General features: G+C 32.7%; 21 protein-coding genes. All 21 read left to right on the top strand.

Annotated features, from left to right (window positions below; all coding sequences use genetic code 11):
* The first annotated feature begins 38 nt into the window (after nucleotides 1–38).
* The 21 genes from CKW03_RS11600 (at nucleotide 39) to CKW03_RS11500 (ending at nucleotide 21,620) form a co-directional block, all read left to right on the top strand.
* Nucleotides 39–1,121, top strand: coding sequence for a DegT/DnrJ/EryC1/StrS family aminotransferase (locus CKW03_RS11600; protein WP_093097056.1), 1,083 nt, complete (start codon nucleotides 39–41; stop codon nucleotides 1,119–1,121).
* A 3-nt stretch (nucleotides 1,122–1,124) separates the two neighbouring features.
* A complete protein-coding gene (locus tag CKW03_RS11595; RefSeq protein ID WP_093097053.1) occupies nucleotides 1,125–1,763 on the top strand; it encodes an acetyltransferase in 639 nt (212 codons plus the stop codon).
* 120 nt (nucleotides 1,764–1,883) lie between these two features.
* On the top strand, nucleotides 1,884–2,606 hold the full coding sequence (locus CKW03_RS11590) for a WbqC family protein (protein ID WP_197700931.1): 723 nt from the start codon (nucleotides 1,884–1,886) through the stop codon (nucleotides 2,604–2,606).
* A 110-nt stretch (nucleotides 2,607–2,716) separates the two neighbouring features.
* Complete coding sequence (locus CKW03_RS11585; protein ID WP_093097048.1) at nucleotides 2,717–3,655, top strand: glycosyltransferase family 2 protein; 939 nt, start codon at nucleotides 2,717–2,719, stop codon at nucleotides 3,653–3,655.
* Between the two features lie 20 nt (nucleotides 3,656–3,675).
* Nucleotides 3,676–4,605 carry a capsular polysaccharide synthesis protein gene (locus tag CKW03_RS11580; protein ID WP_157739503.1) on the top strand — a complete coding sequence of 310 codons (930 nt, stop codon included), beginning with the start codon at nucleotides 3,676–3,678 and terminating at the stop codon, nucleotides 4,603–4,605.
* Between the two features lie 52 nt (nucleotides 4,606–4,657).
* Nucleotides 4,658–5,581 (top strand): glycosyltransferase family 2 protein, encoded by a 924-nt coding sequence (locus CKW03_RS11575; RefSeq protein ID WP_093097043.1) that lies wholly within the window; start codon nucleotides 4,658–4,660, stop codon nucleotides 5,579–5,581.
* Between the two features lie 8 nt (nucleotides 5,582–5,589).
* Nucleotides 5,590–6,525 (top strand): glycosyltransferase family 8 protein, encoded by a 936-nt coding sequence (locus CKW03_RS11570; RefSeq protein WP_093097041.1) that lies wholly within the window; start codon nucleotides 5,590–5,592, stop codon nucleotides 6,523–6,525.
* Nucleotides 6,522–7,361, top strand: coding sequence for a beta-1,6-N-acetylglucosaminyltransferase (locus CKW03_RS11565; RefSeq protein ID WP_093097038.1), 840 nt, complete (start codon nucleotides 6,522–6,524; stop codon nucleotides 7,359–7,361). The genes CKW03_RS11570 and CKW03_RS11565 overlap by 4 nt, the downstream gene beginning before the upstream one ends.
* A gap of 2 nt (nucleotides 7,362–7,363) precedes the next feature.
* Nucleotides 7,364–8,239, top strand: coding sequence for a beta-1,6-N-acetylglucosaminyltransferase (locus CKW03_RS11560; protein ID WP_093097035.1), 876 nt, complete (start codon nucleotides 7,364–7,366; stop codon nucleotides 8,237–8,239).
* 18 nt (nucleotides 8,240–8,257) lie between these two features.
* On the top strand, nucleotides 8,258–9,244 hold the full coding sequence (locus tag CKW03_RS11555; RefSeq protein WP_093097033.1) for a glycosyltransferase family 2 protein: 987 nt from the start codon (nucleotides 8,258–8,260) through the stop codon (nucleotides 9,242–9,244).
* Between the two features lie 108 nt (nucleotides 9,245–9,352).
* A complete protein-coding gene (locus CKW03_RS11550) occupies nucleotides 9,353–10,546 on the top strand; it encodes a hypothetical protein (protein ID WP_197700930.1) in 1,194 nt (397 codons plus the stop codon).
* A gap of 10 nt (nucleotides 10,547–10,556) precedes the next feature.
* Nucleotides 10,557–11,645, top strand: a complete 1,089-nt coding sequence (locus CKW03_RS11545) for a glycosyltransferase family 4 protein (RefSeq protein WP_236736466.1) — start codon at nucleotides 10,557–10,559, stop codon at nucleotides 11,643–11,645.
* Nucleotides 11,645–12,748, top strand: coding sequence for a glycosyltransferase family 4 protein (locus CKW03_RS11540; RefSeq protein ID WP_093097025.1), 1,104 nt, complete (start codon nucleotides 11,645–11,647; stop codon nucleotides 12,746–12,748). The genes CKW03_RS11545 and CKW03_RS11540 overlap by 1 nt, the downstream gene beginning before the upstream one ends.
* A gap of 20 nt (nucleotides 12,749–12,768) precedes the next feature.
* Nucleotides 12,769–13,884 (top strand): glycosyltransferase, encoded by a 1,116-nt coding sequence (locus CKW03_RS11535; protein ID WP_093097021.1) that lies wholly within the window; start codon nucleotides 12,769–12,771, stop codon nucleotides 13,882–13,884.
* A gap of 138 nt (nucleotides 13,885–14,022) precedes the next feature.
* Nucleotides 14,023–14,472 carry a S24 family peptidase gene (locus tag CKW03_RS11530; RefSeq protein WP_093097018.1) on the top strand — a complete coding sequence of 150 codons (450 nt, stop codon included), beginning with the start codon at nucleotides 14,023–14,025 and terminating at the stop codon, nucleotides 14,470–14,472.
* 3 nt (nucleotides 14,473–14,475) lie between these two features.
* Nucleotides 14,476–14,745, top strand: coding sequence for a PqqD family protein (locus CKW03_RS11525; RefSeq protein ID WP_093097015.1), 270 nt, complete (start codon nucleotides 14,476–14,478; stop codon nucleotides 14,743–14,745).
* 4 nt (nucleotides 14,746–14,749) lie between these two features.
* Nucleotides 14,750–15,847: a nucleotidyltransferase domain-containing protein gene (locus tag CKW03_RS11520; RefSeq protein WP_093097012.1), complete on the top strand. Its 1,098-nt coding sequence runs from the start codon at nucleotides 14,750–14,752 to the stop codon at nucleotides 15,845–15,847.
* Between the two features lie 4 nt (nucleotides 15,848–15,851).
* Nucleotides 15,852–17,477, top strand: coding sequence for an ABC transporter ATP-binding protein (locus tag CKW03_RS11515; RefSeq protein WP_093097009.1), 1,626 nt, complete (start codon nucleotides 15,852–15,854; stop codon nucleotides 17,475–17,477).
* Between the two features lie 22 nt (nucleotides 17,478–17,499).
* On the top strand, nucleotides 17,500–18,414 hold the full coding sequence (locus CKW03_RS11510; RefSeq protein WP_093097007.1) for a hypothetical protein: 915 nt from the start codon (nucleotides 17,500–17,502) through the stop codon (nucleotides 18,412–18,414).
* Nucleotides 18,407–19,207 carry a polysaccharide biosynthesis/export family protein gene (locus CKW03_RS11505; RefSeq protein ID WP_093097004.1) on the top strand — a complete coding sequence of 267 codons (801 nt, stop codon included), beginning with the start codon at nucleotides 18,407–18,409 and terminating at the stop codon, nucleotides 19,205–19,207. Before CKW03_RS11510 ends, CKW03_RS11505 begins: the two co-directional genes overlap by 8 nt.
* 22 nt (nucleotides 19,208–19,229) lie before the next feature.
* On the top strand, nucleotides 19,230–21,620 hold the full coding sequence (locus CKW03_RS11500) for a GumC family protein (RefSeq protein ID WP_236736465.1): 2,391 nt from the start codon (nucleotides 19,230–19,232) through the stop codon (nucleotides 21,618–21,620).
* Nucleotides 21,621–21,630 lie beyond the last annotated feature (10 nt).

Genomic DNA, 21,630 nt, shown 5'->3' with positions numbered 1-21,630 from the left:
GTTTCATTTAATTAATTTTCCTCCTCGAAATTAATCACATGATACCTGTAACAAAACCATTTTTACCTCCAATAGAAGATTATAAACAATACTTAGACAGTATTTGGTCTAGGAATTGGTTGACCAACATGGGCCCTCTTGCCAGTAAATTGGAAATGGAGTTAAAGGATTATTTCGATGTAAACCATTTATTGTACGTAACTAATGGTACAGTAGCACTTCAATTAGCAATCAAAGCATTAGACCTAACTGGTGAAATAATAACTACACCTTTTTCTTTTGTTGCCACCACTTCTTCCATTGTTTGGGAGGGGTGCACTCCTAAGTTTGTTGACATTGATTCAAAGACTTTGAATATAGATCCTAAAAAAATTGAAGAAGCTATTGGTCCAGAAACGAGTGCAATTTTGGCAACCCATGTTTATGGAAATCCCTGTGATGTAGAAGCTATTGATGAAATAGCTAAAAAATATAACTTAAAAGTAATATACGACGGTGCGCATGCTTTTGGGGTAAAAGTTAATGGCAGATCAATTTTTGAATTTGGTGATATTAGTACATGTAGTTTGCATTCAACAAAACTTTACCATAGTGTAGAAGGGGGATTGGTTGTGACGAAGAATCCAGAATTGTTGAAGAAAATTTCTTTCATGAGAAATTTTGGTATTTCTGGTTACAGTAGCTTCTCAGAACTTGGTTTAAATGGCAAAAATTCTGAATTTCATGCCGCTATGGGCTTAGTAAACTTTAAGTGGTTAGATAGAATAATATCTCGACGATTAGAAATCATCCAACGATATTCCGAAAATCTAAAGAATTTTAAAGCCAGGGTTCCAGTTTGGCACGAAAATTCAAACCAAAATGGTGCATATTTGGTTTATGTATTAGAGTCAGAAAATCTATTACTAAAAATCAAATCCACTTTGGATACATTTGAAATCTTCACTAGAAGGTATTTTTTTCCGAGTCTATCTTCAAGTTTGCCGTATCTTGATCCAGTATCGATGAAGGTGACTGATGATATAGCGAAAAGAGTTTTATGCTTACCATTGTATTACGAATTGACAAATGATGAAGTGGATTGGATTTGTCGAATTATTTTAAGAACGCAAAATAATTAGTTCATGTTAATTTTTGGAGCCAAAGGCCTTGCTAAAGAAGTTTTGGAGGTTTGCTTGGAAAAAATGAAGGAAAAGGATATCGTATTTTATGATGATATATCATCTGATTTACCCATGAAATTATATGATAGATTTTTTATCCTCCGAAATCTTGGTGAAGCAAGAGAATATTTTGCGAAGATTGATAATAGGTTTATTTTGGGAATAGGAGGGCCATCGTTAAGGGCCTTAGCATTCAGTAAATTTATGGAAGCAGGGGGTACTCCATATTCTTTGTTTTCTAAAACAAGTAAAATTGGTTCCTTTGGTGTGGAGGTAGGGGAAGCTGCAAATGTAATGCTAAATTCAGTCATTAGTAATGATGTTAAGATTGGAAAGGGGGTCCTAATTAATCAGATGACATCAATTGGCCACGATGTAGCTATAGATGATTTTGTTGAAGTATGTCCAGGAACAGCTATTTCTGGACATTGTAAAATAGGAGAATTGACTTTTTTAGGGACAAATTGTACAATTCTTCCAAATATAACAATTGGAAAAAGAGTAATTGTCGGTGCTGGTTCAGTAATTAATAAGGATATTCCAGACGGCAGTACTGTAGTGGGAGTGCCGGGAAAAATAATCAAATACAATAATTATTAAGGTTAAAAATCAGAATAGATAAAAAAAATCATTTATGAAATGAAATAAAAAGAAAAAAGTACACTGAAAAATCACACACTAAAGCACGCTAAAATAGAAACATCTTAGAACAAGTTCGTTATGCTTAGGAAAAAAATAGGTATAATGCAACCATATTTCTTCCCATATTTAGGATATATCAGTTTGATTAAACATACTGATAGATTTATTCTCTTGGACACCGTCCAATTTATTAGACGAGGTTGGATAGAAAGAAATCGAATTTTAAAGCAAAAGGAAGGATGGTTGTATATTCAGGTTCCATTAAAAAAAGAAAGTGGACGATCAACCTTAATTAAAGATTGTGTTTTAGACAACACTAAACCTTGGAAAGATAAAATACTTGCACAATTTCAAATATATAAGAAAATTGCACCAAACTATGAGTTAGTAATGGATTTTTTGAGAAAAACATTTTCAAAAGATTTTGATAATATCACCACCTTGAACAGGCATATATTAGTTGAAATATGCAATTTCCTAGAAATGCCGCGAGATATAGCAATTTTTTCAGAAATGGGGTTAAAAATTGATCACCCTGAAGATTCAGATGAATGGGCATTAAATATTTGTAAAAGATTAGGTGCAAAATTGACCTACATTAATCCAATTGGTGGTATGAGCTTCTTTGATCGAAATAAATATTTTGATGCTGATATTGATATGTATTTTCATCAGATCAATCTTCAGGAATATAAGCAAGGGTATAGAGAGTTTGAGCCAGGATTATCCATCTTGGATGCAATTATGTTCAACTCCAAAGAAGAAATCCATAATATGTTAGATCAATTTGAACTGATTTAAACCCCTGCCATACAAACCAAACAAATATTAGTAACCAACATAATTAGAAAAAATTTATTCAATCATAGGGAATCCTTATTTCTCAATAATAACCAGTTGATATTTTATTTATGGACGAAAATAAACAAAATGTAGATGTTTCAGTTGTAATGACTACATATGGACATGAAGATTTTATTTTAAATGCAATCAATGGGGTTGTTAGTCAGGAATTTAATGGTACTATTGAATTAATCATTTCGAATGATAAATCACCAGATAATACCGACAAAATTATAAATGAATATTTATCTGAAACTAAAATACCTGACAATATCTTTATCAAATATTATTATCAACGGACGAACTTAGGAGCGATTGGGAATTTTTTGTGGGTAATTAATCAAGCTAAGGGAAAGTTCTTAGCAGTTTGTGAAGGAGATGATTTTTGGATTTGTCCTCAAAAACTTGAAAAGCAGGTTGCGTTTTTAACTAATAATCCTGAGTATTCAATTGTATTTTCTAATGTGAATGTTAAAATAGAGTCAGGTAGATTTAATCAAACTAATGAATTGACCAAAATAGAAAGAGAACGAGAATATCAAGGATCTGAAATACTAGAAAATTGGACTGCGCATACTTCTACTTTTTTAATAAGAAACTCTATAGAAATGAAAAGATTTGAGGAATTTTTTAAAAAACATAACTTCATGTATGGCGATACTCCTTTGTTTTTATATGCATTAACCTTCGGAAAAAGTTATGGAACAACAGATTACACATCTACCTATAGAAGACATGAAGGCGGTATAACAAACCAAAATCAAGACAATGTTTTTTATTTAAAATTCATAAACTACTTAAAGTCAATTAAGTCCGCTTTCGAAAATGAATCTTACCATAAGATTTTAAATAAAAGTATTCGGGGGTTTTACCTAAGGTTGTTTTTCAATACAAGTAATTTTAAGCTAGATAAATACTTGTTTTTATTTAAAGCTATGAAAAATGATAGATGGTTTGTTTTTAATGTGATGAAGGAAAAGTTAATTAGGTTGAAAGTACTTCGTTAATGTATAAATATAAAAGTGCCATGAAAGAACTTCGTTCATTTTTTATGCTTGTTAAATGCTTTTTAGTTAACATTTTTCCTGAAAATACCTTACCTGATTTTGTTGGAGAAAGAGTTTTAAAAATATCTAATCGAAAAGTAAATAATGATAAGAAGGAATTTCCTAAAATTATCTGGATGTATTGGGAAACCGATAATCTTCCTTGCTATGTAAAAAAGATAATTGAGCATGTAATAAGCAAAAATCCAGATTTTGTAGTTAATTTACTTAATAATGATTCTGTTAAAGAATATCTGCCAGATCTTAAAGTTATTGGCGAAATGCCAATTGCTAATAAAACTGATTTAATAAGACTGAACTTACTTTATAATTATGGGGGAATTTGGATTGACTCAACAACAATTTTTAACGAGGATTTAAGTTGGGTAATTCAACTTAATGCAAAGGAAAGCTTCGATATAATTGGATATTATAAGGAAACTTCAACCATCGATTTTAAATACCCAGTTATAGAGTCATGGTTTTTAGCTTCAAGATCAGGAAATAAACTTATTGAATTGTGGTTAAAAGCTCTATCCCCTCTTGCAATTTTAGGTGCTAAAAAGTATTTTGAATTATTAAAAAGTAGAAGCGATTATTTAGCAATAAAACAAAATATCAACAGGCCAGAATATCTTTTAGTTTATCTAGCCCAACAAATAGCTTTACGAGAATATGAATTGTTTAATTTATTTCTAAAAAAGAGTGAAGATAGTGCATTTTTATTACAAGAAAGCCGAGGTTGGAAAAACTATGAAATAAATTATGCATTATGTAGGGCACCAATGAAAAACCCACATATTCCAATTGTCAAGTTAACCTCAGGTGATAGGTTGTTAATTGAAAAATTCTATAAGTATAATTTAATAAGGAGAAAGAGTATTTTAGGTTTAGTTTGTGTTGATAAATAAATATTACTTGTGTGAGTAGTTTTAACAATTTAAAAACGAAAAATTAAAAAAAATGTTAATATCATTTATATTACCAGCATATAAATCCAAATTTTTAAACCTTGCTATTGAAAGTATACTTAATCAGGATTATTCTGATTTTGAATTGGTTATTATTGATGATAATTCTCCAGAAAATCTTTTTGAAATAGTTTCGAAATTTAAAGATGAAAGAATTAAATATTATAGAAATCAGGAAAATATTGGTGGAAATGATTTGGTAAAACAATGGAATAAATGTTTAGAGTATGCAAATGGCGATTATTTAGTACTAGCTTCTGATGATGATATTTATGATAAAACTTTTCTTTCTACAGGTATGAAGTTGATTTCAAAATATCCGAAAGTTGATATTATTAGATCAAGGGTAAAATTGATAAATGAAGAAGGTGAGACTATAGGGATTGATGGAATATTAGAAGAAAATTGTAGTCAAATTGAATTTGTGTATGCTTGGCTTAATGGAGGTTTTACAGTTTGTATGGCAAATTATATTATGAAAACTGAGGCTATTAGATCTATTCAATTTATTCAACAACCATTTGCCTTTGGCACTGATATAATAACAGTTTTCTTATTAGCAAAAAATGGACTTGCCAATTATAAAGAAATGTTATTCTGTTTTCGTTTCTCCCAAATTCATTTATCTAGTGATAATTCTAAAATGCCTGTTAAAATTGAAGCTACTACAAAACTTTTTAATAAAATTAAAGCAATTTCTTATCTCCCTCCTTGCAATGACATTGAAAAATTTTGCTTAAATCAAATAAACTGGGATACTTTGTATAGAAAATGCATTTATGATTATTATAATGGAGCAGTTAAGTTTTTGCCATTTAGACAAATATTTAAAATTGAAGAATGTGAATTAGCTAACCGTAAAGATAAAAATATGATGTATGTTCGTTTTTTTATAGATAAATTGTTTAAAAAATAAGTAATTAAATGAAATATTCCATTCCAATAGTAGTCGCATTTACGGAGAATTACTTTATTCCAGCAGTAACTTGTCTATTGTCAATTTTAAAAAGTTCAGATGAAAGGTATCATTTCGAAGTAAAATGTTTATTAACGAAAAATCTTCCAGATAAATACTTGGAATTATTATCTAACTTTTACCCTGATAGGATGAGTTTTTCCTATGTTAATTTAGAAGGTGCATTAGAAGGAGTATATGTAGATGAAAGATATACTATTGCTGCCTCTTACAGATTATTACTTCCAGAAATATTAAAGGAATATGACAAAATAATTTATATAGATTGCGATGTCATTGTAAAAAATGATTTGGGGAAATTGTATGAGGAAATTGAATTAGATCAGAATTATGTTGCAGCTGTATACGAAGCCGCTCTTGATTATCAAATTTCTTATTTAAAAAAAATCGGTTGTGAGCCTGGTTATTATTTTAATTCTGGTTTTTTAATAATGAATTTGGAATTAATGCGAAAGGATAGCATGTCTCAAAGATTTATTGAAGCGTTGAAAGTGCCTTATTTACAGTTTCCTGATCAAGATGTTTTGAATGTTATTTGTAAAGGAAGAGTGTTAGGATTAAATCCTATTTATAACAGTATTAGAACATTTTTTTTACCACAATTTATGCCTGAATTTTTAAGGAGGTATTCAAAGTCGGATTGGGATAATGTTCAAAGAAATGGAACTGTTCATTATACAGGAGGAAAACCTTGGAATGAATTCACTGTAAAATTTGATTTATGGTGGGATATGTTTCTTTTGTTGCCAGAAAACATTAAGGAAATCTGGAAAAAGAATAAAAAAGTATTTTTCTTTTATAAAATTTATAAGACTGGAATTGGGAAAAAGTGCATAATTTTTTCTCAAAACCTATATAGAAAATTAAAATCGAGAGCAAAATGAAACATGCTTTTTTAATCATTGCTCATCAAGATTTTGAAATTTTATCTATTCTCCTAAAACAATTGGACGATTGTCGAAATGACCTGTTTATACATCTTGATAAAAAGGTAAAAATAATGCCAAAATTAAGTTGTCAAAAATCTAGGTTGTTTTTTGTTCAAGATGATAAACGCATTAATGTTCGTTGGGGTGACATAACTCAAATTGAAGCTGAACTAGCACTTTTTGATCTTGCAAAAAATAATGGTTCCTACTCTTTTTACCACATGATTTCCGGTGTTCACTTAACTCTAGTAAACCAAGATGACTTTCATTTTTTTTTCGATTCATATCCTAACCATCAAGTTTTCACTCCGTTATCACAATATAATGGCGAATTAGAAGAAAAGGGAAATATGATAAATCCTTTTATGAAGAGATTTAATGATAATAGATTTATTCAAATCTTGAGACGAATAGGAATAAAATTTCAAAAGATTTCCAAGTTGAGGATAAATAAGGACAGAAAATTTTCTAAGGCCTCAAATTGGGTCAGCATTTCGGAAGCCGCAGTTATATATATTTTAGAAAGGAAAAAAGAAATTTTAAAAAGGTATAAATTTACTATGTGTGGAGATGAATTGTTTATCCCAACAGAACTATCTTATTCGGAATTGAACTTTATGATAATTTATTCAAATAAGTTATTATTTCAAGAGTTTAAAGGGGCAAATGCAAGAGTTTTTTCAGATGAAGATGTAGAATTAGTATTACAATCTAATTGCTTATTTGCAAGGAAATTTAGCTCATCTCATATTCAAATAGTTGAAAAGATTTTGGATAGAATTAAGTCCTAATTATGAAACATGCATACCTAATATTAGCTCATAATGAGTTTGATGTTTTAAATAGACTTGTCGAATCTATTGATGATGTTAGAAATGATATTTATATCCATTTCGATGCAAAAGTCAAAGAGTTGCCAAATTTAGCCGTTAAATTTGCGAAATTATTTATTCTGGAAAACCGGGTAGATGTTAAATGGGGAGATGTGACTGTGGTTGAAGCTGAATTAAATCTATTTGAGATGGCTTCAAAAAATGAAGCATACCAATATTACCATTTATTATCAGGGGTTGATATGCCATTAAAGTCGCAGGATTATATCCATGAATTTTTCCAAGCAAACCATGGTAAAGAGTTTATTGGATTTTATACTAGAGATATTAATGAAGAAATTGATCGGAAAGTTAGAAGGATTCATTTGTTTTCAAGTTCATTTCGGTCAGATGCTGGACTTACCAATCAATTGAAAAGAGTGATTAGGGCTGGTGTAATTAAAATTCAAGAACTTACTGGTTTTAAAAGGAATAAAAATGTTGATTTCAAAAAAGGAACACAATGGCTAAGTATTTCGGATGGCTTAGTAAAGCTAATTTTGACAAAGAAGAATAAAATACTAAGTACATATAAAAACAGTTTTTGTTGTGATGAAATTGTTGTTCAAACTATTTGTTGGAATTCTGTTTTCAAGAATAAAGTTTTTGATTATAAGGATGAGGGAAAAGGCTGTATGCGGGAGATTCGATGGGAAAATAATGTGATCATAGACTGGGAAATTGCTGATTTTGAGTGTTTAATGCATTCTGATAAATTGTTTGCGAGAAAGTTTAATGCTAAGAGTATCAATGTTGTGGATAAAATTCTACAACATGTTCAGTCAAATAAAGCTTAGTTTTGTAGCAACTTTATAATGGAAAGAAAACCACTAATTTCGATAATTGTTCCAGTATATAATGCAGAGAAAACTTTGCATATATGTTTGGAATCCTTATCCTCCCAGACATACAAAGAAGTACAAATAATTTTCATCAATGATTGTAGTACTGACAAAAGCTTAGAAGTTTTGGAAAAGTTCAAAGCACAATCTCAGTTTGAAATTGAAATTATTAATCATGAAGTTAATAGGGGAGTTGCAGCTGCTAGAAATTCTGGTTTAGACGTTGTAAGGGGTGAGTACATTTATTTTGTGGATGCTGATGATGAAATAGATCCCGATGCTTTGGAGTTGTCAATAAACCAATCAGAGAAAAATAATCTCGATATTCTGGGTTTTAGTTGGTACCTGACATTTGAGAAAAATGAAAGAAAGATGAAGCAACCAAATTTTGAAACCCCACTAGATGCTATTGAAAAGATGATGAGGGGAACCATGCGGTGGAACCTTTGGTTGTTTTTATTCAAAACAAAGTTATTTGTTGAAAACAATATTAGGTTTATGGAAGGCAAGAACATGGGAGAGGATTTAATGGTTGCAATCAAATTGTTCTCTAATGCTGAAAAAGTAGCCTATTTAGATCGGTATTTTTATCATTACGGTCAAAGTAACACTGCTTCATTAACTAAAACCTATTCAGATAGCCATATTGAGCAAGTAACTGCAAACGTATCTGAAGTTGAAAACTATTTAAAAAGCAGTGTAATATCAGATAAGTTAGGTAACTTAATGTATTATTTAAAATTAAATATAAAACTACCATTATTAATTTCTGAAAAAGTCTCTCAATATGAAAAGTGGTTAAACTGGTTTCCAGAGGCCAATCCATATGTAATGGAAAACACAGCTCTTCCTTTGCGTACTAGACTTTTGCAATTAGCGGCAGTCAAAAAGCAATTTTGGCTTGTTAAAATCTATAATAAAGTAGTTTTAAAAATTGTTTACGGGATATTGTATAAATAATCATTGTACTTTATGATTCGATTTTTGCTTTATATAATTCTAGGTGTATCGGTGAGTTTTTTCCTCTTCCCGATAGCTTTTACTTTCCTTCCAAGTCTAAATACCAAAATGGTCCTTGCTGTCCTTGGGGTAATGTTCGCTGGTATGAATTGGTTGACTGTAAGGGAAATAAAAATCTCAAAGGGATTTTTATTATCCGTTATTTTAGCATTGTTGTTTTCATTTATCTGCTATTATTCTACCGACATTAATAAAACGACCGATTATGCTTACGCTTCTTACATTCTGAGTTTTGCCGTCTGGTATTTTGGAGCCTATGCAATTTGTTCAATGATCAAAATTGTTCATGGAAAAGTTGACTTTAAGTTAGTTACATATTATGTAACGGCGGTTTGTGTTTTTCAATGTGCTGCTGCATTAATGATTGATAATATTCCTAGTTTTAAGCAATTTGTTGACAGCTATGTATCTCAAGGTCAAGAATTCTTCGATGAAGTAGAAAGGCTTTATGGTATTGGTGCTGCTTTAGACCCAGCGGGAGTAAGGTTTACAATAGTTTTACTGATGATTACTGCTGTCCTAAATAATGATGAAAAAGTTAGGAATAATGCATGGTCTATTAGTTTGTTATTAATCTCCTTTTTCTTTATCGCAATTATTGGAAATGCCATCTCTAGAACTACTATTTTGGGTTTAGGAGCTTCTTTAGGTTATTTATTATTTGGTTCATCTGTTTTCAGAAAAGCAATCAAACAGTATTCAGGAAAATTAAGCCTATTGTTTGGGTTATTCCTGGCCGTAGCAATTGGAATATCAATTTATCTTTATAATACCAACATTGAGTTCTACGATCAAATGCGATTTGCCTTTGAAGGATTCTTTAATTACGTTGAAAAAGGGGAATGGAGAACCGATTCTACAGATAAATTAAATAGAGAAATGTGGGTATGGCCTGAGGATCAGAAGACTTGGTTAATAGGTTCTGGTCTTTTTGACAACTTTGTTTATGGTACTGATATAGGTTATTGCCGCTTTATCCTTTATAGTGGGTTAATTGGCTTTTCTGTTTTTGCACTCTTATTTGTGGTTAATGCATTGGTGTTTATGAAAAGACACCCTGAATATTGGATGTTCTTTTTGATTTTGTTGGTCTTAACCTTTATTATTTGGTTTAAAGTTGCCACGGACATCTTTTTTATATACGCGGTTTTTTATTGCATCGATTCATTAAAGGTCACAGAAGATATAGCTGAAAAAGAAGAAGTTTATGAAGATAGCGTATTGCATCCTAGGTACATTTAACTCTGGAGGTATGGAGCGAGTATTGGCTAATAAAACCAATTATCTTGCAAAACTCGGCCATGATATCAGCATTATTACCACTGATCAGAAAAATCGAAAACCATATTTTGATTTAAATGCTTCTATAAAACAAATTGATTTAGGAATAAATTATACTGAAAATAATAGTTCCGGTCTTTTAAAAAAGATTTTTGACTACCCCCGAAAACAAGCTTTACATAAAAAATTACTAGCTGAAAAATTATCGGAAATCCAACCTGATATCTGTGTTTCTCTTTTTGACCATGAAGTTGGCCTCTTGCCGGATATAAATGATGGCAGTAAGAAAATTGTGGAAATACATTTTTCAAGATTTAAAAGGTTGCAATATGGACGGAAAGGGCTTTGGAAACTTATTGATAAATATAGAAGCAATAAAGATCTTAGGACAGTTCAAAAGTTTGATAAGTTCGTAGTTTTAACTCAAGAAGATAAATCATATTGGGGAGATCTTCCCAATATTGTCGTGATTCCAAATGCGAATAGCTTTCCAGTAGCGCAAAGAAGTCAATTAGATTCCAAAAATGTCATTGCTGTTGGCCGTTATGATTATCAAAAAAGATTTGAAGATCTGGTTGATGTTTGGAAGTTAGTCCATCAAGAAGAACCGGATTGGAAACTAAATATTTTTGGTAAAGGACCTGAACGAGAAAATTTACAGAATCAAATTAATAAACTAGGACTAGAGGATACATTAATCCTTAAAGAACCAGTTCGAGATATTGACAAGCAATATTTGTCCAGTTCCATGATTGCTATGACCTCCAGATATGAAGGATTGCCAATGGCCTTATTAGAAGGTCAAGCTTCTGGATTACCCCTGATTTCCTATACCTGCAAATGTGGACCTAAGGATATTATTCAGGAAGGTAAAAACGGTTATTTGTTAGAGGAAGGAGATAAAGTAGGTATGGCAAATAAAATTTTGACCCTTATCAGAGATCCTGAATTAAGAGATTCAATGGGGCAGCAAGCCTTTGAAATGTCAAACAATTTTTCTGAAGCTATGGTGATGGAAAAATGGATTCAATTGTTTAACGATTCTTTGAATAATCGCTAATGAAAACTATTGTTATATCTGCCGTAAATTTAGTGGAAGCTGGCACCTTGGCTATTCTCCAAGATTGCTTAAAATTCTTGTCTGGCTATGCTGAAAAGCATGGATACCGAGTTGTAGCTATTGTGTATAAGCGAGAATTAACGGATTTCCCAAACATTGAATACATCGAGACCCAATGGCCCAAGAAAAGATGGGTAAATAGGCTTTGGTATGAATACGTCTCTTTAAATAAGATTTCTAAAGAAATAGGACCAGTCGAGCTTTGGTTTGGTTTACATGATACCAGTCCCTCGGTCATTGCGGAAAAAAGAGCGGTCTATTGTCACAACTCATTTTCCTTTTATAAATGGAAAATGCACGATTTGGTTTTTGCACCAAAAATTGCAATGTTCGCGATCTTTACCAAACTGATTTATAGGACCAATATCCATAAAAATGATTATTTGGTTGTTCAACAGGATTGGTTCAGAAGGGGATTAAGCAAAATGTTCAATATCGATCCTAAGAAAATTATAGTTACCAGGCCTAAAATTGCTGATACTCCTATAGAAATCTCTGATCAAAGTTCGGATGCTGATTATTCTTTTTTATTCGCAGGATCGCCAAATAGCCATAAGAACTTTGAAGTCATCTGTGAAGCCTCAAGGATACTGACGGAGGATCATGGAATAAAAAACTTCAAGGCTATTATTACAGTAAAAGGTAATGAAAATAAATATGCTGATTGGTTGTTTAAAAAATGGGGGAGTGTTAAGAATATTGAATTCATGGGCTTTATCCCAAGGACACAATTGTTAGAGCTTTATGGAAAGACAAATTGCCTCATATACTCTTCCAAAGTTGAGTCTTGGGGTCTACCGATTTCCGAATTTAAGAAATATGATAAGCCCATGCTTTTAGCTGATTTACCTTATGCCCATGAAACGGCAGAAGGTAGTAAGTTGACCGCATTTTTCAATCCAGATAATCCAAGAGAATTAGCCGATTTGATGGCCAAATTGATCAAAGGAAACTATTCATCCCTAAAACAACAACCTGTTATTCCGCTTGATGAACCGAAAGCAGACAATTGGGAAGAATTATTTAATGTTTTACTAAAATAAACGCCATACAGTTTACCAATATGAAAGTTCTACAATTAGGGAAGTTTTATCCAATCAGAGGAGGAGTTGAAAAGGTTGAATACGATTTGATGCTTGGTTTATCAAATCAAGGGGTTCATTGCGATATGCTATGTGCTTCTACAGAAGACCATCCAGAAGCCACAATCCATTTAAATAAGTTCGCTACCCTTTTTGTTGTTGCCACTCAAATCAATGCTGCAGCGACCAAATTAGCCCCTAAGATGATCACTAAACTGCGGAAGATTGGCAGGAATTATGATGTCATTCATGTACATCATCCCGACCCAATGGCTGCTCTGGCTCTGTACCTGTCAAATTATAAAGGGAAAGTAGTACTTCATTGGCATAGTGATATATTAAAGCAGAAAACCTTATTGCGTTTATATAAACCTCTTCAAGATTGGTTAATTAAAAGGGCAGATGTTGTTGTCGGAACAACCCCGATTTATGTAGAGCAATCTAAATTTCTTAAAGTGGTTCAATCAAAGGTGGATTTTATTCCCATCGGTGTCGATGTAGATCCTGAGTTATCTCCTTTGGTTGAAAAGATTAAAGGGGAATATCCAAATAAGAAGATAATTTTTTCATTAGGTCGATTAGTTGAGTATAAAGGATACGAATATCTAATTAAATCCGCTAAATACTTGGATGACAGTTACCAAATTGTCATCGGTGGAAAGGGGCCATTAAAAGAAGATTTGGAAGCCCTGATTGTCGAAAATGGATTGGAATCAAAAGTGAAATTATTAGGGTTCATGACTGATGAAGAGGTAGTGGGATATTACCAGGCCTGTGATCTGTTCTGTTTAAGTTCAATCTTGAAAACGGAAGCTTTTGCAATTGTTCAAATCGAAGCAATGGGCTATGGAAAACCAATTGTTTCAACGAGAATTCCCGAATCTGGAGTTAGTTGGGTAAACCAAAATGGGGTTTCGGGATTGACGGTAGAAATTGAGGATGAGCGCTCTTTGGCCGATTCATTCCTCACAATCTTGACCAATGAAGATGTCTACAAAAATTTATCGGAAGGAGCGAAAAAACGCTATTTTGAGCATTTTACGCGACAAAAAATGGTAGATAAATGTTTACAAATATATAATAAGATTTTAGCCTAATATTGCCAATACCTAATTTAGCGCAAAATCGTAGAAGATGCTTTTTATTGACGTTCAACAAATTTTCTTACGATTCTTTCGTTGTTCTTATTCTTTCTTGCTAAATTATCATTATTTAACCTAAAAAAATATTGATTAATGGACGAAAACATGAATGCAAAGAGCCATAAGGTTCCAAATCAATTATTTTTCAATTTAATCCAAGAAGATCTAAACCTTGGAAAAACAGTGAAATTTAATGTTTCTGGAAACAGTATGTTGCCTTTTTTGAGGCATGCAGATCAAGTTGCAATCAAACAACCCATTGATAATAATGTTAATATAGGTGATATTCTTTTAGCCAAACATGAAGGTAAAATTGTTTTACATCGACTCGTTGGAATGAAAGATGATACATTAATCTTAGCCGGCGATGGAAATCTCTATCAAAAGGAAATTATCCTAAAAAATGATGTTTTAGCAATCGTGATGAACGGATATAGGGATCGAAAAGAACTTCATGTTAATTCTTGGTATAATAAGAAGTTAGGGATATTATGGTACTATTTAAGGCCATTGAGATACCTCTTAAGTAAATTTAATAGTTGAAAAATGAAATTGAGAAATGATTTGCAGTTACGGAAATTAGGTAATGACTTTATCATCATCGATCCAGGACAGGATATGATTGATATGTCTAAAGTTTTTACGCTTAATGAAACTGCTGCATTTTTATGGGAAGAGTTACAAGGTAAAGAATTTACTGAAGAAACCGTTTCCCAGATTTTGTTGGAAAATTATGATGTTCAAGAGGAGATTGCTTTAAATGATGCTAAAAAGCTAATCCAAACCTTTGTAAAAGGAGGTTTAATCAGAGATTAAAGTAATGCTAAAAAACAGGATTATTAATATATTTTTTTTATTACTTAAATCTGGATTGTGGAAAAATGCTAATTTAGATACTGAGTTATTTCCTTTAACTAACCGGGAATGGGAAGAAATTTATAAAATTAGTATAAATCAAACCGTAGAATGTATCGTATTTGACGGGATTCAAAAATTAGAGCCTAAATATCAACCAAGTAAAAGCTTATTGTTGAATTGGGCGGTCCGTGTTGAAAAGCATGCGCAAAGGAATGAAAGAATGAATGAGATCATCATTAAGTTACATTCAGTTTTCCTAGGTCATCATGTCAACAGCATATTGCTAAAAGGCCAAGGTCTCGCTATGTGCTATGACAATCCTTCTAGAAGGGTATGCGGTGATATTGATCTATTTTTTGAAGACAAAACATCTTATACCAAAGCATTTAATATTATTAACGAAAAAGGATTAGAGATCAATTCTATGCCTGGATTTAGTTCCGAGTATAATTTCGAAGGATTTGAAGTCGAACATCATCAAAACATGTTTGATATACATAATCCCTTCGTTCAAAAAACATTGGAAAAAATCAGATTGGATGAGGTCAATAACTTTACGACATTAAATATTGAAAACACTAAAATTAAATTACCGTCAGCATTAGAAACTATTATTCAAGCAAATTCTCATATTCTGAAACACCTGCTTTCCTACGGTATAGGAATTCGACAATTATGTGATTCTGCTAGAATTTATGCTCATTATAAAGAGGAGTTAAGGAGTAAAAATCTAAAAGAGATTTATTCCAAACTGGGGATAAAGAATTGGATAGATATGTTACACCATTTGTTGGTGAAATATTTGGGATTAGAAGAATCTAACCTTCCCTATAATCTGACAACAAATCTGAATGCAGATTGGATGATGGAGGATATTTTAGTGTCCGGAAATTTTGGTTTTCATAATGCAAATTTCGCTGATAAAGAAGTCAATTTGAATGGCGGTCGTGCGAATAAAAAGAGAAGAATATGGAAAAGCTTTTTGAAGTATGTTAAGGTAACGCCTTCAGAAGCGATTTGGTTTCCAATAATGCAATATTACTCAAGGTTCAAAATATAAAGTATTGCTTGCAGGAATTACATATCAGCTAAAGTGGGCTTGGGAACAAGCAAAGGGACATAAAAATGAACTGATAGTTTTTTTCATCCTAGAGTTAATCGGGATCGCTTGTTCTTTATACTTTGTTATCTGGTCGAAACATGCGATTGATTTTGCAATCAGCGGGGATAAAGCCTCTGTAGATAAAGCGCTTATTTTAACCGTATTTTTTATCGTTCTTGGACTTATTGTTAAAGCTTGGGGATCTTGGGTCAATGAAAAAACAAGAGCAAAAATGCTCATTGAAGTTCAAAATAGATTGATCAAGATCCAGATGTTGTCAAAATGGAAAGTAATTAAAAATTGGCATACGGGGGATATGCAGATTAGGATAAATAATGATGCCAATGAAATCGTTCAGATGATTGGGTTCTCATTTATCTCTTTTCTGATCACCGTTATCAAATTACTGGCCTCTTTTGCGCTGTTATGGTCTATGGACCCTATGCTCGCTTTATTGATACTGGCAATTTCACCATTGTTCATTTTTACCAAAATTTATTTCAAGAAGCTGAGGTTTATCAATAGGTCCTTGAAAAAAGCAGAATCAAATTTGGGTAAGGTAGTGCAAGAAAACTTGAGATTTAGAATGGTTTTAAGAGCCTTGGGACTCCAAAATTTTAGATGGCAAAAAGTCGAGGAGAGCCAAGCGAACATATATGATTTAAAATTGAAAATGTTGAATTTTTCAACGATTTCACAGAGTTCTTTGAAGTTACTTATCAATATCGGATTCCTTTTAACTTTTGTTTGGGGTGTATATAAATTGAGAACCGATGAAATCACATTTGGGATGATGACCGCATTTCTTCAATTAGTCGGAAGGATTCAAGGTCCATTATTACTCCTTATGAGTTTCATACCTGTTTTTATCAAATTTAGAACAGCAGCAGAAAGGGTTGAGGAGGTTTATAAAACGGAAGTGGAAGAAGAATATTCTCCTGAATTTATTAAAGATCCTTATGAATTGATCATCAAAAACTTAAGCTTTAAATATGAAGACAATTTAGTGATTGATGATTTTAACTTGAAGGTGAAAAAAGGAGAACCAACTGCAATCATTGGATCCAGCGGTAAAGGGAAAACCACATTAATCAGGTTATTGTTGGCTGTTATCCAGCCCAATAAAGGTGAAATCTATGTGGAAACTGGTTTAAAAACCTACTCCATAAACCATAATCACCGAGTGAATATAGCTTATGTTCCTCAAGGAGATAAATTGTTTTCTGGTACCATCAAGGAAAATATCCTGACGGATACTGAAAATGTCAACCCTGAAAAGCTATATGAAGTCTTGTACCTCAGTTGTTCTGAATTTGTCTATGAACTACCCGACGGTTTAGATACAATAATAGGAGAGTCAGGATATGGTCTCTCTGAAGGACAAGCACAGCGCATTGCATTGGCAAGAGCATTAATGAAAGAAAACAGTATTTGGTTATTTGATGAAGTAACGTCGGCTTTAGATCATAAAACAGCAGAACTATTAATAGAGAGGTTGATGAGTGCAGCGAAAAACAAAATTGTCATTTTTGTAACACACGACTTAAAATTGGCTGAAAAGTGTAGTCAATCAGTTTATATGCAGTAATTATATTTTTTTGAAGGAAATAATGAAAACAGTGGACTATTTAGTTGCTGAGAATTTAATTAGGGTCGTTTATGATGATTCTATTGATATTCAAAGTAGTTTATCTTCATTTATTGATTTTGAGGTTCCTGTTGAACAAGGTGCAGAAGCCATAGTGAATATTGAAATCGTTTTGGAACCGACTGATATTGATCTGACAAATGCCAAGCTTTTGAGTGATGTTTCAATCATTTGGGGTGATAGATTCAAATTTGAAGAAACAGAACAAAAGTATATCACCTCTGTGGAAAATGCGAATGCTAAAGACACTGAGATTTGGAGAATGGTAAGCGATAAAGAATTTAGATTCTCCAAAATTCATATAAAAAAACAGGAGTTGTATGACTCCAATATTTTAAGCTGGCTGATAATGGTTGCATTTGGCCAGAGAGTTCTTTCAAATAATACAGCTTTGATCCATTCATCCGTAGTGGAAAATGGAGAGTATGCTGTATCCTTTTTAGGGAAAAGCGGAACTGGGAAAAGTACCCATAGTAGATTGTGGATAAGCACCAATGAAGGTTTTCAACTGTTAAATGATGATAACCCAGCTGTTAGAATCGAGGGCGACGAAGTCTATATTTATGGAACGCCATGGAGTGGGAAAACAGCTTGCTATATTAATAAAAAGCGGAAATTAATGTCAATCGTAAGATTAACACAAGCGAAAGAAAACCAAATGGTATGGAAAAGCAAAGGTGTAGAATCCTTGTTGGCTCTATTGCCAAGTTTTACTGCAATCAGATGGAATTCCAATATTTTTTCTGCCATGGTTAACATACTGGAAAACATTATCCAGCGAACTAATGTTGGACAATTAAATTGCCTCCCAAATCCGGATGCAGCCAAACTATGCTTAAATGAAATTAAAAAAGTAAATAAACTTGAAAATGAATAGATTAATTATCAGCCTGTTTGCATTGACTTTGTTTGTACTTAGCTCATGCGTTGTTTCTAAAAAGGTAACTTACCTTGAAAATATGGTTCCAGGTTCTGAATATCCTATGCAGGAAATTCCAACCTTAAAGATTCAGAAGTATGATAGATTGAGCATTATTATCAGTTCAAAGACTCCTGAATTGGCAGCACCTTTCAACCCTGATGGTGGCATTTATAATGTAGGTGATAAAGGTGAAATTTCAACTTCCGGAACTGGAGCTCCAACTGAAAAAGGATATTTAGTGGATAAAAATGGTAATATCGACTTCCCTGTCTTAGGTATCATTCAAGCCGAAGGCAAAACTGTTGAAGAACTAAAGAAATTCATTTTAGATAGATTAGTCAATGAAAATTTGATCAATTCCCCTCTAGTAAGAATTGAGCTTCTAAACATCAAAGTAATGATGATGGGTGAAGTTGCTTCGGTTGGTATTTTAAATGTTCCAGATGGTCAGATTTCTATTCTAGAAGCAATTACCCGTAGTGGAGGTCTAACAACAAATGCGTTGACTGATGCCATTACTGTAATCCGAGAAGAAAACGGTTATAGAAAAATGTATACAAGTAATATTGAAGATGTTAATCTATTTGATTCTCCAACCTTTTACTTGAAACAGAATGATATCGTTTATGTCAAACCTAAATCTGCTGTTCCTTCTCCTCGAGAAGACCTTACTTGGAGATATGTAGGTTTTGCAACCGGTTTGTTAACATTAGGAGTAAGCCTTTTAGCATTATTTAATAGAAACTAAGAAATTAATGGTTAATCATTCAATGAATAAATCTTTTCAAGGAAAAGGTAAACAAGATCAATCTCTTTATGTATTAGATATCTTGCGATATCTTTTAGGGAACTGGAAATGGTTCTTATTATCGATCTTGATCTTTGGTGGATATTTTTATTACCAATACAGTAAAACTCCATTTTTATATAAAAAGGACCAAACTGTAATGATTAAAACAGCCACCAATTCCATGAGTGCCTCTAGGATAACCAGACCAAATAACTTTTACAACATGGTAAATGTTAATTCTGAAATCCTTCAGCTTAGATCTCAAGAATTAATGCGAAATACCATTAGTCTTTTGAACGCTGATATCAGTTATTCTAGAAAGGAAGGGTTAAGGTCAGTAGAGCTTTATAAAACATCACCGTTTATTGTTCGTTTTAGGAATGCAGCTCCGCAATCAGGATTTTCATTTAACTTGAAATATAAAGGCAATAATCAGGTTGAATTATCTTCATTTTCAAATTCAGACCCAGATAAAACAATTACGGTTAAACTTAACTCGGAAGTCAAAACCCCTGTCGGAAATTTGATTATTTCAGCCAATTCCGACAAATCATATCGCGTTAACTTATCTGAACAAATTACGATAACCAAAAACCCTATTGAGTCTATGGTTAGTTATTTCTTGGGTAATTTAAAGATCCTTCAAATGGAAGATGTAGAAATTCTTCAGATGACTTTGGAAGATGCATCCCCGTTGAGAGCGGAAGATATGATCACAAAATTGATTGAGGTATATAATCAAATGACTATTGAGGATAAAAAGACTGTAGCAAATAATACTGCAGATTTTATCAACGATAGGATCGTGATTATTGAAAAGGAACTTAGTTCAGTTGAATCCAGTCTTGAAGGAATGAAAACCCAGAACCAAGGTTTAGATGTGAAATCCGCTGGGGAACAATATTGGACCGAATCAAGGACCTACCAAAGCTCCAGCAAGGAATTGGAAACTCAAATGAAGTTAGTGGAAATTATGCGCCAAAGATTGAGTGATCCTAGCCGGGTTGATGATCTAATTCCAAGTAATACTGGCTTGGTTGATAATAATATTGAAGGAATTATTTCTGAATACAACACATTATTGTTGAGAAGAAACCGCTTAATGAGCGGAAACAGCTCAGAAAACCCAATTGTCCAAGACTTAAACAACGCCTTAAGCCAAGTTAGGCAGAATATTGCAAGAGCGATAGATAATGTAATTTCCGGTTTTAGGATCAGGATGAGCAACATGAAGGATGAAGAGAATGCCGCTATTGGTAAAGCAAAAAGCCTTCCTTCAAAACAAAGGATTATGTTATCTGCTGAACGTCAACAAAAGGTTATTGAAGAGCTTTATATTTTCTTGTTGAACAAACGTGAAGAAAATGCTATCAATAGAGCAATGACTGATGATAATATCCGCGTAATTGACTCTGCATCGGGTTCAAATCTTCCTTTTTATCCTAGCAAATTGAAAAAAGTAGCTATCGGTGTTGCAATTGGTATCGCAGTTCCAGCAGCAATATTGTTGTTGATGTTATTGTTGAACACCAAGGTTAGAAACCGTAAGGATATTGAAGATGCTGTAAGTGTTCCTTTCTTGGCTGAAATTCCTTTCTCCACAGAAATGAAAACCGCTAAGAGTGATATCGTTATTAAAGAACAAGGCGTGGATGAGGTTACTGAAGCATTTAGGATTTTCAGAACCAACTTGAGCTTTATGTCCTCTGGTGATAAAAAGCAAAAGGTCGTGACCTTTACCTCATTCAATGTTGGTGCTGGTAAGACCTTCTCTGTAATCAATTTAGGGGTTAGTATGACCTTCTTGAAAAAGAAAGTGGTATTGGTGGATTTAGACCTTAGAAAGGGTACTTTAAGTAATATCACCAAATTCCCAATGCCAATTGGTGTGACTCATTACTTATCAGATAGCTCTGTTACGGTCGATGAGATCATTTATAAAGATAGAACGGATTCTGAAATAGATATCGTTCCAATTGGTGTGATTGCACCGAACCCGGTAGAGCTTTTATTGAGCGAACGCCTTGATCAATTAATCGCTGAACTTAAAGAACGTTATGACTATATTATTGTAGATAATGTTCCTCTAGGAATCGTTGCTGATGCTGATATCGTTAATAGAATTACCGACGTTACTATATTTGTGGTGCGTGCGGGCAAAATGGATAGAAGGCAATTGCCAGATGTTCAGAAGATCTATGATTCTTCAGCATTGACAAATATGGCAATCCTATTAAATGGTGTGAAATTCGGGAATAACCCTTATGGTTATGGCGGATATGGATACGGTGGTTATGGCTACGGCTATGGCTATGGCTATTCTGCACAACAAAAAAGAGGATTCTTTTCAAGACTTTTCGGAAAGAAATAAAATAGACCAT

The sequence above is a fragment of the Sphingobacterium mizutaii genome (assembly GCF_900187125.1).
In the GTDB taxonomy this organism is placed as follows: domain Bacteria; phylum Bacteroidota; class Bacteroidia; order Sphingobacteriales; family Sphingobacteriaceae; genus Sphingobacterium; species Sphingobacterium mizutaii.
The sequence above is the reverse complement of the archived record's forward strand: the minus strand, read 5'-3'. Positions and strand labels throughout refer to the sequence as shown.

Excerpts from the sequence above, each read along its gene's own strand:
- CKW03_RS11550 (WP_197700930.1), top strand. The coding sequence starts at position 9,353 with ATGGTCCTTGCTGTCCTTGGGGTAATGTTCGCTGGTATGAATTGGTTG.
- CKW03_RS11600 (WP_093097056.1), top strand. The coding sequence starts at position 39 with ATGATACCTGTAACAAAACCATTTTTACCTCCAATAGAAGATTATAAA.
- CKW03_RS11570 (WP_093097041.1), top strand. The coding sequence starts at position 5,590 with ATGAAATATTCCATTCCAATAGTAGTCGCATTTACGGAGAATTACTTT.
- CKW03_RS11580 (WP_157739503.1), top strand. The coding sequence starts at position 3,676 with ATGAAAGAACTTCGTTCATTTTTTATGCTTGTTAAATGCTTTTTAGTT.
- CKW03_RS11595 (WP_093097053.1), top strand. The coding sequence starts at position 1,125 with ATGTTAATTTTTGGAGCCAAAGGCCTTGCTAAAGAAGTTTTGGAGGTT.
- CKW03_RS11590 (WP_197700931.1), top strand. The coding sequence starts at position 1,884 with ATGCTTAGGAAAAAAATAGGTATAATGCAACCATATTTCTTCCCATAT.
- CKW03_RS11575 (WP_093097043.1), top strand. The coding sequence starts at position 4,658 with ATGTTAATATCATTTATATTACCAGCATATAAATCCAAATTTTTAAAC.
- CKW03_RS11510 (WP_093097007.1), top strand. The coding sequence starts at position 17,500 with ATGAAAACAGTGGACTATTTAGTTGCTGAGAATTTAATTAGGGTCGTT.
- CKW03_RS11525 (WP_093097015.1), top strand. The coding sequence starts at position 14,476 with ATGAAATTGAGAAATGATTTGCAGTTACGGAAATTAGGTAATGACTTT.
- CKW03_RS11560 (WP_093097035.1), top strand. The coding sequence starts at position 7,364 with ATGAAACATGCATACCTAATATTAGCTCATAATGAGTTTGATGTTTTA.
- CKW03_RS11540 (WP_093097025.1), top strand. The coding sequence starts at position 11,645 with ATGAAAACTATTGTTATATCTGCCGTAAATTTAGTGGAAGCTGGCACC.
- CKW03_RS11565 (WP_093097038.1), top strand. The coding sequence starts at position 6,522 with ATGAAACATGCTTTTTTAATCATTGCTCATCAAGATTTTGAAATTTTA.
- CKW03_RS11585 (WP_093097048.1), top strand. The coding sequence starts at position 2,717 with ATGGACGAAAATAAACAAAATGTAGATGTTTCAGTTGTAATGACTACA.
- CKW03_RS11535 (WP_093097021.1), top strand. The coding sequence starts at position 12,769 with ATGAAAGTTCTACAATTAGGGAAGTTTTATCCAATCAGAGGAGGAGTT.
- CKW03_RS11505 (WP_093097004.1), top strand. The coding sequence starts at position 18,407 with ATGAATAGATTAATTATCAGCCTGTTTGCATTGACTTTGTTTGTACTT.
- CKW03_RS11520 (WP_093097012.1), top strand. The coding sequence starts at position 14,750 with ATGCTAAAAAACAGGATTATTAATATATTTTTTTTATTACTTAAATCT.
- CKW03_RS11500 (WP_236736465.1), top strand. The coding sequence starts at position 19,230 with ATGAATAAATCTTTTCAAGGAAAAGGTAAACAAGATCAATCTCTTTAT.
- CKW03_RS11530 (WP_093097018.1), top strand. The coding sequence starts at position 14,023 with ATGGACGAAAACATGAATGCAAAGAGCCATAAGGTTCCAAATCAATTA.
- CKW03_RS11555 (WP_093097033.1), top strand. The coding sequence starts at position 8,258 with ATGGAAAGAAAACCACTAATTTCGATAATTGTTCCAGTATATAATGCA.
- CKW03_RS11545 (WP_236736466.1), top strand. The coding sequence starts at position 10,557 with ATGGAGCGAGTATTGGCTAATAAAACCAATTATCTTGCAAAACTCGGC.